Here is an 11,721-nt window from a genome sequence, read left to right as displayed (position 1 = left end):
GATAGCGTAACAGCTCACTGGTCTAAACAAGAGGTCTTGCGGCGAAGATGTAACGGGGCTCAAGCCACGAGCCGAAGCTTTGGATGCACTCTTCGAGTGCGTGGTAGCGGAGCGTTCTGTGAATGAACGCCGCCTCTTCTATCCTCCGGGATAGCGGAGGCAACGTTCTGACTGTGAAGCCGGGCCGTGAGGCATCCGGTGGAGTGATCAGAAGCGAGAATGTTGACATGAGTAGCGACAAACAGGGTGAGAGACCCTGTCGCCGAAAGTCCAAGGGTTCCTGCTTAAAGCTAATCTGAGCAGGGTAAGCCGGCCCCTAAGGCGAGGCCGAAAGGCGTAGTCGATGGGAACCAGGTTAATATTCCTGGGCCAGGAGATGGTGACGGATCCTCAGGGTTGTTCGATCTTAACGGATTGATCGGGCAGCTGCGGGGTCCCTGGAAATAGCCCTCCATGAGACCGTACCCGAAACCGACACAGGTGGACTGGTAGAGAATACCAAGGCGCTTGAGAGAACCACGTTTAAGGAACTCGGCAAAATACCTCCGTAAGTTCGCGAGAAGGAGGCCCTGTTCGCAGGCAACTGTGGGCAGGGGGCACAAACCAGGGGGTGGCGACTGTTTACTTAAAACACAGGGCTGTGCGAAGCCGTAAGGCGACGTATACAGTCTGACGCCTGCCCGGTGCCGGAAGGTTAAAAGGAGGGGTGCAAGCTCCGAATTGAAGCCCCGGTAAACGGCGGCCGTAACTATAACGGTCCTAAGGTAGCGAAATTCCTTGTCGGGTAAGTTCCGACCTGCACGAATGGCGTAACGATCTCCCCGCTGTCTCAAACGTGGACTCAGCGAAATTGAATTGTCTGTGAAGATGCAGACTTCCCGCGGTTAGACGGAAAGACCCCATGCACCTTTACTATAGCTTCGCACTGGCATCAGGATTGTGATGTGCAGGATAGGTGGTAGGCGCTGAAACCGGGACGCCAGTTCCGGTGGAGCCATCCTTGAGATACCACCCTTCGCACTCTTGATGTCTAACCGCGGCCCGTTATCCGGGTCCGGGACCCTGCGTGGTGGGTAGTTTGACTGGGGCGGTCGCCTCCCAAAGAGTAACGGAGGCGCGCGAAGGTTGGCTCAGAGCGGTCGGAAATCGCTCGTTGAGTGCAATGGCAGAAGCCAGCCTGACTGCAAGACTGACACGTCGAGCAGAGTCGAAAGACGGCCATAGTGATCCGGTGGTCCCGAGTGGAAGGGCCATCGCTCAACGGATAAAAGGTACGCTGGGGATAACAGGCTGATGATGCCCAAGAGTCCATATCGACGGCATCGTTTGGCACCTCGATGTCGGCTCATCTCATCCTGGGGCTGGAGCAGGTCCCAAGGGTATGGCTGTTCGCCATTTAAAGAGGTACGTGAGCTGGGTTTAGAACGTCGTGAGACAGTTCGGTCCCTATCTGCCGTGGGTGTAGGATACTTGAGAGGAGTTGCCCCTAGTACGAGAGGACCGGGGTGAACGTTCCACTGGTGGACCAGTTGTCGTGCCAACGGCAGTGCTGGGTAGCTATGAACGGACAGGATAAACGCTGAAGGCATCTAAGCGTGAAGCCCCCCTCAAAACAAGGTATCCCTTGAGAGCCGTGGAAGACCACCACGTCGATAGGCCGGAGATGTACGCGCAGCAATGCGTTCAGTTGACCGGTACTAATGGCTCGATTGGCTTGATTTGATCCGGAAGAAGACAGACCACTGCCTTCTCCCATCAAAAGCAACTTGGACAATGCTTCGGACGCGGCCCACAGGTCGCCCCGGAACGCTGAGCGTTTCTTCCCCGGTCTGGTGGCCATAGCACGAGCGAAACACCCGATCCCATCCCGAACTCGGCCGTTAAGCGCCGTCGCGCCAATGGTACTGCGTCTCAAGACGTGGGAGAGTAGGTCACCGCCAGACCTGGAAAGAAACGCAAAACAATCTCTCAGAACGAAAACCATCCCCAATCGATCCAGCCTCACCGCAACGGATCCCACGGGGAAACCCCCGCCGCACACGCGGCACGGTCGCGGGGTAGAGCAGCCCGGTAGCTCGTCAGGCTCATAACCTGAAGGTCATAGGTTCAAATCCTATCCCCGCAACCAAACTTTCTGATAATATATCAAAGGCTTAGGCCGATGCAGAGCGCCCCACGGGGCGCTTTTTGCGTTTGCAACACAGAACAACACGTTTCTTCGCGATTCCAAAGGCTTACAGCCGTTCCGATTTCTTCCGTGCAACACCCAAGCGACATGGAAGTGATCAGATGTTCGCGGGACGTTCCGTGTCCGATTGAACTTGATCTCCGAGCAAACCAGAGCCGTCATGTCCTCGTAACCAACTCGGGGACGATCATGCCCAAGACAAACGACGTCGCGCTGGACGCCTTCATCGCCACCAAGATCGAGATCGACGCCATGCTGGCCCGGTTGATGGCCCACGGCGCCGACCACTTCGGCTACAGCCCGGATGAGGTGAACTGGGGCATGTCGGCACGCTGGACCACTACCGCGCCCGCCTCCGCGAAATCACCGACATGGCGTTCCGCGAGGGCGAGCACGTGGAATGACATTTAGGCGCGAGATCGTCGTTCCGGAAAACGCGTTGTGATCCCCAACGCGATTTTGTGGATGGATTACGCGGCCACAGTGCCCACGCCATCCAGCCGCACCGCAACGCTGGTGGTGCCGTTCCCGGCTGCCTCGGTGGCGATCCCCACCGGGAAGCGCCCAGCGCCCGGTACGGTGATGTTCTTGGCCGTGTTGTCCCACGCGACACGCGCGCCGACCGTCAGCACGGCGGCTGACGCCTTCGGCAACTTGTAGACACCCGTGGTCCCGAGTTCGACGGGATCGCCCTCGGCCGACGAATAGGCGGCGATGCCGAACAGGCCGCCGATGATCAATCCCTCGCCCGATGCGATGCCGCCAGCAGGTGCGGTCACGCGGATGATGTGCCCATTCTGGATGAAGTTCTGCATGGTCAAAGTCCTTTCGAGGATTGGATGCGGACCACGGCGATGCGCGCCGTGGTGCCGGTGATCTGGCGGTTGAGGTCGCCCAGCGCGGCCGCCATTTCCGCATCGGTCGCGTAGGTGACCCGTTTGCCGTCGTATTCGACGGTGCGGACGCCCTGATAGCGGGCGGCCATCAGGGCATCGCGCCAGGCGGTGAGTTGGGCGAGGTCTGCCATGTCAGGCCCCGGGGTCCTGGAACCAGCCGCGGTGGTCGATGAAGCCTGCGCCGAAGTCCAGGATCACCCGAATTTCCACGCCGTCCACATCCCAACCCGACCGGCTTTCCACCTGGGGCCCTTCGTTGCCCGAGAGGTAGGCGAACTCGAGGCCGTCGATCTCGCTGGGATCAGCGGTGACATACCACCGGGTCGCGCTGGACAGGCGAGGTTCCACCACCAGCGACATGGCGCCCGAGAACGGGTTCACGTCTGCGGCAGTGGCGGGCGCGATGGTAGCGAGCCACTTCTCGGCGACGGTCTCCAGCGCAGGCGGGACCAGCAGGTTCTTCGGCGTGACGCGAATGATGCGCCCGTCGATGCCCTTCTGGGTGCGCAGCGCCAGCCGGGCTGCGGACAAGGTGGCATCCGAAATCACCGCGCCGCTACCCGCCTTGTTGCCGTGATCGGCATGAAACAGCGCCTTCGTGTCCGACAGGGTCGGGCCGTTGCCGCTGTTCGCCTCCAAGAGGGTGACGAGGATTCGCGCTTCGGTTTCTGCCGCCCCCTGACCCATGCGGCGGGCAAGGTCCGAGAACGCCCCGAGATCGTCGTTGACCAGCACCTGCCTCGTAATGCCGATCTTCCTGGCCCAGGTCTCGATCTTGTAGGCTTCGCGCGCCTCGGCCATCGTCCCGGCCTTGATCTCGCCGTGCTCGTTGAGCTTTTCCAGCAGCGGGGCCTCGCCCAGCATGATCTTGTTCACCGCCCGGAAATCCCGCGCCGAGGTCTGGCGGCCAAGGCGGCGGATGCCGGATGGGGCGGCCTGGTAGGCGTCGCGCAGCACCCGGCCCACCGTGTCTCCGAGGATGATCGGGAAGTCGGACGTGGTGTGCAGGGCGCGCGTGACCAAACTGGCGGGCGACAAGGCCATCGTGGACTCGCCTCGCAGGGTCAGCAGTTCCTTGGCCATGTCCACCGGCGTGGCATAGGCATAGCGGCGGGCCGGTTCGCTGAGGTCATGGCGCGGATTGATCCGGGCGTAGAGGGCCTCGCCCATCTGACGGGCGCGAAGTGCCGGGTCATCGTGACTCTCGCCCATCTCGACGCACACCTGTTCGGTGCGGATCGTGGGCACGCTGCGGCTGGCCAGCGCCTCGAAGGCCGCACGGCGGGCGGTGTCGGCATCGGCGGCGGCGTCGATCTGGCCGTCGATCCAGGACTGGTCCAACCCGGCAATGCGAGCGATGGAGCGGATTTCCGTGTTGATCGCGGCGCGGGTCTGAGTTTCGGGTGGGGCCGGGGTGATGGTGGTGTCGGTCATGTTGGTCTCCATGCGGATATGGGCGCCGGGGTCAGCCGGGGTGGGGACAAGGGAAATCTCGTGGGGCGTCCAGCGCACGGCGGTCAGCACGCGGGCGCCGCTCTCGGTGGTCTCGGCCCATTCCTCGACCGAATAGCCGACCGAGACATGGCGCAGGATCCCCGACAGGACATCCTGCCAGAGCGGTTCCACCTCGGGGCGGGCCGAGAAACGGATCAGCGCCGTGCCGCGCTGGCCATCGACGGTTGCGGATTGCACGCTGCCCAGCACGTCGCGGACTGCGGATTGCCGGTGGGCATCCAACACACTGGCCCCTTGCAGGCGCGACAGGTCCACCGCCTCGGGCGCAAGGCTGAGGCGTTCGACATATGGACCAGCCATGTCGCGGCGGCGCACAGGCGCGCCGGTGGACCAGATCACCTCAACGGTGCGGTCATCGCGATTCGCGCTGGAAGGGGCCAGGTCGGCGCGTCGGGTCAGCAGGCAAACGTTGTCGCTCCCGACGTTTGATTCCATCGGTGTCGGGATGGTCGTGGCGTCATTCATCGGGGGTGTTCTCCTTCTGGACAGGCGGCGTACCGAAGCTCAGCCCCAGCGCGTTCGACCGTGCCCTGTCGGCGGCAATCTCGGCATCGACCTGTTCGGCGTCGTAGCCCCGTTCGGAAATTGCCTGGCGGCGGCTTTTGAGACCTGCGTTGATGGCAAGGATCTCGGCCTCGACGTCCTTCTTGGGATCGACGTAGTCGAACTTGGGCGGGAGCCATTCACACCCGAGATAAGCGGCAGGGTCGCGGTCGAAGTCCCGCGCCGGAAGATCGCCCGACAGCACCGCCAGCTGCACGAAGCGGTCCCACACCGGGCGGCAGAACAGATGCACAACGACATTGTGCTGCAACTGTTCAACGCGGCGGCGAAACTCGATCAGCCCGGCGCGGATCGAGGAATAGGTCACGCCCTCCAGATCGCCGGATACCAGTTCGTAGGGCAGGCCCATGCCAGCGGCGACGGCGCGGAGGTGGTTCTTGACGAAGGGTCCGTAGGCGTCGCTCTCGGTCGGGTTGGAAAACCGGATGTCGGTGCCGGGCGGCAGGGGGATCAGGCTGCCGGGCTCCATGCCCACGGTCAGCGCGCCGTTGGTGTTGGTGCCGGTCAGCCCGCCCGCAGAGCCATCCGGATCGGTGATGAAACCCGTGAACAGCGCCGCCACCTTGGCCTTGACCAAGGCCGCATCCTCGAACTGGTCGAGCTCGTGCAGGCGCAGCAGCACTGGGGCCAGCCAGGTGATCCCGCGCAACTGGCCTGCCGCAAGCGGCTTGAACAGGTGGAGGCAATCGGCGGCGGGAAGGCGCAGCGGGTCCAGCCGCAGGGAGGTGAGCGGATCGCCGGGACGATCACGCATCACCCAATAACCGGTGCGCTGCCCAGTGCCGTTGAATTCGATGCCAGCCCGGATACGTGCGCCACCGCCGATGTCGCGGTGCAGATCCAGCGGCACCTGGTCCCGGTCCAACAGGTCGATGTGCAAGGGAACGGCTGGTGCCTTGGGCACAACACGCAGCCGAGCGAAACTCTCGCCGCCCTCGACCATTGCCCGCACGGCCATGGCCTGAAGCCCATAGAAATCCGCGAGCCCACCCGGATCGGCATGGTCCGTCCAGCGCAGCCACAGCATCTGCAGGCGTTCGCGCACGGCGCGGTCGGGATGAGTGGACTGCGGCTTGATCCCCGCGCCGACGACATTGCCCACCAGGCTATCCACCGCCGCCGCGACCCAAGGATTGTTCCGCGCATACCACCCGGCCCGCCGCGCCGCCGTCGTCGCGCCCGCGAGGATCGCCGTGTTCAGCCCATCGACCGTCCGCGCCCCCTCCCAACGCCGACCACCACCCGCAGCGTCAAAGCCGCGCGTGCGCGTGAACCAGAGAAGGCGATGAAGCAGCGTCCGCATGGCGCGGAGTCTCTCATTTTCAGCGCCTCCGGGGTATCAGAGCGGTTGGGAAAGGTCGGGAAGCCAAACGGGACCGATTGCCATTAGCGCGCAGGTGAAAGTTGGAGGCACCCAGAGCAATGACTACGGCCAAGACTGAAGCGTTTTCATCAGGCTTGGCGACTGTCCAAATGACTGATATTCGACATTTTGTGCTCTGGTAGATTGGTAAAGCCGAGTGACAAGCATCCCGGTAGCTGGCGCCCTTGCGTCGACCCATGTCACCGGCGAGACTACAGAGACCCGAGCGTTTGGAGTTTGCATTGAGCGGCAAGACGATTGAAAAACTCGAGCGGATTGACTCGGACCTTTTGGGGATCGGGGAACTTCTTGAAAGCAGCAAGCTTTCTGTTCCGTCACACCAACGTCCCTATGCATGGGAAGATCAGCAGGTCGAAGATCTATTTCGCGATATCAATGACGCGCTGAGCGCCAAGCAGGGCGAGTACTTTCTTGGGACCGTTGTCCTCACCGAGGGTGATCAAGGCAGGAAGCTCGTCATTGATGGCCAACAACGCTTGGTTACATGCGCGATCCTCATCGCCGCCATGCGTGACTACTTCGTGTCGGTGGGCCAGGAAGACCGTGCCAAGGACATTGAGCAAAAGTACCTGTTCCGCAGAAACATTCGGAGTCAGGAGGTTGAGGCTCACATTCACCTCATCCCAGAGGACCGTGAGTTCTTTCTTAACCGCATCATCGCGAATCCAAAGGGGCCAAAACGGACTGTTGAACCGAGCAACACAGCGCAGAAGCGTTTGGTGCAGGCAGCTTCGCTGGCCGCATTATTCATTCAGAAGAAGGTCGACCTGACGCAGCAAAAGGACGACGCGATCCTCGACTATCTTGAGTTCATCCATGACAAGTCGAAGGTCATTTCTGTCGAGGTCGACAGCGAAGCAAACGCTTACCTGATATTTGAAGTTCTCAACGACCGTGGGCTCGATCTATCGCTGATCGATCTCTTGAAGAACTACGTCTTCAGTTTTGCCGCCGAAAAGCTTCCAGAAATCCAGTCTTCGTGGACGACCATGGTCAACGCGATTGCGGATATTGGTGATCAAGGGCAGATCAAGACCTTCGTGCGCCATGCATGGGTGGCAAGAAACGGCCTCACCCGTGAAAAGGATCTCTACGCTGCTATCAAGAAGGAGGTCACCACAAAGGCCAAAGCGGTCGACTTTGCAGCTGAATTGGCAACGACAGCGGCAATCTATGCAGCCCTTGCCACCCCCTCCCACGGGATGTGGAGCAAGTTCGCTGAAGAGGTTTCACAGTCCCTTGAAGTCTTCGATCTCGCTGGCGTCACGCAGATCCGCCCGCTCTTGCTGGCCATCCTGAGGAATTTTGAACCCGCCGAGGTCAACCGTTCATTTCCAATGATGGTTGCCTGGACGGTCCGCTTCCTAGTGGCAGGCGCAGGAGGCAGCGGTCTTCTCGAAACCAATTACGCTGAATGTGCCAAGTCAGTGTCGCAAAAGAAGATCACCGACGCGAAGGGCCTGTGGACGCAAATGGAGAAGGTGGTTCCCGACGACATCAGCTTCGAACAGGCGTTCGCTAAGGCGACAGTCTCCAAAGTCAACATTGCAAAGTACTACCTTCGAGTGCTGAACCAGCATATGACGGCCGGTACAGAGGAGTTGATCGTCAATCCCGACAAAGAGAAGGTCAACATCGAGCACGTTTTGCCTGAGACCATCACTGCGGAGTGGTTGCAGGATTTTACGGAAGCCCAGCACAAGGCCTATTTGCGGCGGATCGGGAATATGACCTTGCTCGGAAAGAAGCTGAATTCGAAGGTCGCGAACAATCAATTCTCTGAGAAGCAGAAGGAGTATGCCAAGTCAGAAATCAAGATGTCGGCCGAGCTTTGCGGGTATAAGACATGGACCCCAGCGGACATCGATTCACGCCAGGCCGCCTTTGCGAAACTGGCTGTGAAAATCTGGTCTCCGAAGCCGCGTTAGGGACGTGTGACGAAGTCTCGGATCCGCGTATCCGCGAGCAGATGCTGAACGCTGGCCAAGGTGAACACCTTACCGTCCGTCGCCAAGAGGAGTCGCTTCATGTCAGCCCGTCTAACCTTGAAGCCGCGTCCGGCAATGCACGCAACTACCTCGTAGTCGCGGCCGTCGCGCTCTCGAAGGTTGCGGAGCTGTTGAACACGGGCGACCTTGTCGCGCGCTGTTCCATCATCCTCGGTCAGCTTTGCTTCGATGATCACCGACGGATTGTGTTCATCGGGGATGATGAAATCTGGTGCCTGATCGAACCCCGGTATCCTTTCGGCACGCTTGGTCTTCCGATAGCCAACACCTGCCTTGGCGAGCACATCCTCGACAGCACTCTCAACGACGTCGCCCACAAGCTCACTGACCGAATCGCGGTGGCCGGCGAAGGGGCGCCCCAGGAATCGCTCATAAAGTAGCATGGCATATGGCACGCCCAGGTCAGCAACCGGGCGCAAGCTCGCGAGACCTGTGGCCGTGTCGACCTTGTCGAGCCGGTGCAGGATCTTCTTGCGATCAACCTTGGTCGGGCCCTCTTGAAGGAGTTCACACGCCGCCGCAACCATCGCCTTGACTCGTGTATCCACGATTGAGCCTCGATCACGCATTGCCGTTGTCGGAGACAGTCGGCAATTCCGGTCGATGGTTCGAGCGGCCCCTTGGTCGACCTGGAGCTTCTTGCGCTCTGTCGTGACGTCCGCCCATTCCGAGGGCGTGAACCCCAGAATACTTCTTAAGACGATGAAAGTGATCGGCATCGCATAAACGGTTCCGATTACGGCCGCGGGGTCAATAACGGTGAAGCCAACCGTCGCCTTCTTCAACGCTTGATAGCCAGTTTCGAACACCGGGTAATCAATGAAACCTTCGCCTTTGGGTAGCTCCAGAAAACCTGACTTCAGCTCCCCAAAGACCTCGTCAATCAACGGATCAAAGTTCAGATCCGGATCCTCGAAATCCGCACTAAATCGCAACGGCATCCCGGTCGTCTTTCTCATCTGGGAACGTGGTATCACCGGGGCTTACAGATTGTGCCTGCATGCGGCAGGCGACGATCACCTCTTCGTAGGAGCCAAGGGCGTTTAATGCAGCCTGAACCCGGTCCAGCTTTGTATCCGTTGAGCTTTGGACATTCCAAGCTGGATGGAGGTTCCAGATGGCCATCCTGACCTGATGACCAAAAACGATACACCGGATGTCGCCAGCCGTCGGCTTCAGGCCCGCAATACGAAGCTGCGCCAAGTCATCTCGCACGATCTGGTTGAGCTCGAGTTGGCTCTGGAAGAGCTGGCGGTCAACCGGTGTGCCGCTGCGTCTGCAGACGAACACAGTGTCAACGATCGATGAGCCTGTTCCCTGGATATGGATTGACCCACCCATCTCGGCGGGGCAGGGAAGGCTTGCAGTGCACACCAATCCCGCATCGAGAATGGCGACCGCGATCGCCAAATAGGCTTCGAGTTTATTGTGGTGATAGGTGAAGGCGAATGGGGCGCCGGGTTTCAAGGCTCTCGCCAATGCAGAGTAGACCTTGGCCATGCCTTCCGTGAAATGCGTGAGCCCACGGCCCTCCGTCAGGTTCACTGTCAGTTCTTCGCTTGCCCGAGTGCTCGCGCGCGCAAAGCCTTCTACGTCCGTGCCGACGAGACGCCGGAGCCAGACGTAGCAGAAATCCATCAGCTCTGCATACTGAACGTTTCCAAAGTACGGCGGGTCGGTGAAAACCGCGTCTAAACTTTCCGGCGGAAGCTCTACTTCTGTGGCGCTGGCACAGCGGATGCTGACGGCTCGGCCACGTGACCCGGGGCGGCTTTCTCCGATCCATTCTCCAGCGATCGGAACGCGGACTTTCTTGCCTTGCCTGTGCTGCACTTCAAAGGGCTCATCGCAATAGGCCTTGGCCTTTGCATACTTGTCGATGATGTTTATCCATCCGCCCGACCCAACGGTGCCACCGGAATCGTTCACCACGCCCAAAAGGTTCGACTCACAGACTACGAGCCCAACTGGGAAACCGTGGACCGAGAACACATCAAGCGACTTCAGCGCCATCGTGTCATACCGGCAAAGCATGTTCTGATAGCGCAAGAGATCTGAGAGGTTCGTCGCCAGTGCGTGCTTGATCCTCAAGTCATTTTGGCTTGAGATGAACTGACAGCTCAGCTCCAAGCCCAGCAGCTGGCGCGCATTGAAGAGCTCTTGGTACTGCGCGTAACCCCACCGATGCAGGCGATCCGTCTCGTCGCCCGCCGGGATATCATCCGTCGGGATAAACCGGGCTTTAACGCCTTCAAGCAGTGTCTTGGCGCGAGCGGCCCGCTCCAAGTCCTTCGCATCCGGCTTCTTAAAGAACCGGCCCTTGTGGGCTTTTTTGCGCAATGGGTTGAAGTACTCGATTGCGAAGAGGCGGTGCCCAAGCGGCCCTTCGTCTTTCTTTGGAAACTTGGCCTTCGATCCGCACTTGGGGCAGGCGCACGAGCCGCGTTTTGCTGGTCCCGCAAGGGTCAACTCGGATTTGCAGGCCACGCAAATTCCCAAATCTTCCGTGTTCTCGACTTCATTCAGTTCGCCGCAACACCCGCAAACCAGCACGTTCTTGGGATGCCGCGCGTCTTCAGAAATACGGTAGCCTGGAAACAGGTCGACTGCATGCCCGCAGGATTCGCAGGATGTCGTCTTCACCCAAAGGAAGTACTTCACCGGGACGTCTTTGTCCCCGTAGATCGGGCAATCTGTCCGGTAAAGCTCGCCGAGATCAGCGGCCAATCGCTCAACCAAGCCACTCGCGGCCGCTTGGTAGGCATTGAGGTCGAGATGTTCGATTTCTTCGCGCACGATCCATGCCGACATCGGGTTAATGTCAAATCCTTGAACGTCGCAGCCCACCCTGTTCGCTTCCAGAAGCGGCGTTCCGCCTCCCATGAACGGGTCGGCGACCGACTTGCCCGCAAAATCGTGGCCCTCAAAATAGCTCTCGTCGAGCCTTTTGTCGCAAAACTCGGATAAGAGAAGACCCCGAAAGAGCGTTCCCGGACGCCGCGCAAACCACTTATGAACCGCGATGATCGGTCGATAGTTCTGCTGGATCTGCTTTTCCTTGAGAGCAAGGGATGCGATCAGCGAGATGTCAAAGCGGCGTTCAATGGTCATGATGTTCTGTATCTGGTTTGGGAAGGTCACACTACTACATTTAGCGAAACAAAC

The 11,721-nt window shown here is 59.9% G+C and carries 7 protein-coding genes, 1 tRNA gene, 2 rRNA genes and 1 pseudogene (1 of these 11 only partly in view); 5 read left to right on the top strand and 6 right to left on the bottom strand.

Annotated features, from left to right (window positions below; genetic code table 11):
- The 4 genes and pseudogenes from HGN31_RS07490 to HGN31_RS07475 form a co-directional block, all read left to right on the top strand.
- Window positions 1-1,722: ribosomal RNA gene (locus tag HGN31_RS07490) — 23S ribosomal RNA — on the top strand (it extends 1,107 nt beyond the left edge of the window).
- Window positions 1,723-1,828: 106 nt separating this feature from the next.
- Window positions 1,829-1,943: ribosomal RNA gene (rrf, locus tag HGN31_RS07485) — 5S ribosomal RNA — on the top strand.
- 108 nt (window positions 1,944-2,051) lie between these two features.
- Window positions 2,052-2,128: transfer RNA gene (locus tag HGN31_RS07480), tRNA-Met, on the top strand.
- Between the two features lie 249 nt (window positions 2,129-2,377).
- Window positions 2,378-2,592, top strand: a pseudogene (locus tag HGN31_RS07475) (hypothetical protein).
- A gap of 66 nt (window positions 2,593-2,658) precedes the next feature.
- Here HGN31_RS07475 and HGN31_RS07470 read toward each other — a convergent pair.
- The 4 genes from HGN31_RS07470 to HGN31_RS07455 are packed head-to-tail and all read right to left on the bottom strand — an operon-like array spanning window position 2,659 to window position 6,466.
- Window positions 2,659-3,003 (bottom strand): DUF2190 family protein, encoded by a 345-nt coding sequence (locus HGN31_RS07470; RefSeq protein ID WP_168782815.1) that lies wholly within the window; start codon window positions 3,001-3,003, stop codon window positions 2,659-2,661.
- A 2-nt stretch (window positions 3,004-3,005) separates the two neighbouring features.
- Entirely contained in the window at window positions 3,006-3,215 is a 210-nt protein-coding gene (locus HGN31_RS07465) for a phage head-tail joining protein (RefSeq protein WP_168782814.1), read from the bottom strand.
- Window position 3,216: 1 nt separating this feature from the next.
- Window positions 3,217-5,064: a prohead protease/major capsid protein fusion protein gene (locus tag HGN31_RS07460; RefSeq protein ID WP_244961177.1), complete on the bottom strand. Its 1,848-nt coding sequence runs from the start codon at window positions 5,062-5,064 to the stop codon at window positions 3,217-3,219.
- A complete protein-coding gene (locus HGN31_RS07455; RefSeq protein ID WP_168782813.1) occupies window positions 5,057-6,466 on the bottom strand; it encodes a phage portal protein in 1,410 nt (469 codons plus the stop codon). The genes HGN31_RS07460 and HGN31_RS07455 overlap by 8 nt, the downstream gene beginning before the upstream one ends.
- A 302-nt stretch (window positions 6,467-6,768) precedes the next feature.
- On the opposite strand from HGN31_RS07455, the gene HGN31_RS07450 reads away from it, so the two are divergent.
- Window positions 6,769-8,475, top strand: coding sequence for a DUF262 domain-containing protein (locus HGN31_RS07450; RefSeq protein ID WP_168782812.1), 1,707 nt, complete (start codon window positions 6,769-6,771; stop codon window positions 8,473-8,475).
- On the opposite strand, the gene HGN31_RS07445 is transcribed toward HGN31_RS07450, so the two are convergent.
- Both HGN31_RS07445 and HGN31_RS07440 read right to left on the bottom strand, forming a co-directional pair.
- The gene (locus HGN31_RS07445) at window positions 8,472-9,515 is read right to left on the bottom strand and encodes a hypothetical protein (protein ID WP_211096354.1); all 1,044 of its coding nucleotides are present in this window, start codon (window positions 9,513-9,515) and stop codon (window positions 8,472-8,474) included. The two genes, HGN31_RS07450 and HGN31_RS07445, sit on opposite strands and share 4 nt — an antisense overlap.
- On the bottom strand, window positions 9,481-11,667 hold the full coding sequence (locus HGN31_RS07440) for a DUF1156 domain-containing protein (protein ID WP_168782811.1): 2,187 nt from the start codon (window positions 11,665-11,667) through the stop codon (window positions 9,481-9,483). Before HGN31_RS07440 ends, HGN31_RS07445 begins: the two co-directional genes overlap by 35 nt.
- Window positions 11,668-11,721 lie beyond the last annotated feature (54 nt).

Source organism: Paracoccus sanguinis, from assembly GCF_012689545.1.
Classification (GTDB): Bacteria; Pseudomonadota; Alphaproteobacteria; order Rhodobacterales; family Rhodobacteraceae; genus Paracoccus; species Paracoccus panacisoli.
Note: the sequence above shows the minus strand (reverse complement) of the source record. Positions and strands in the feature narration are given on the sequence as shown.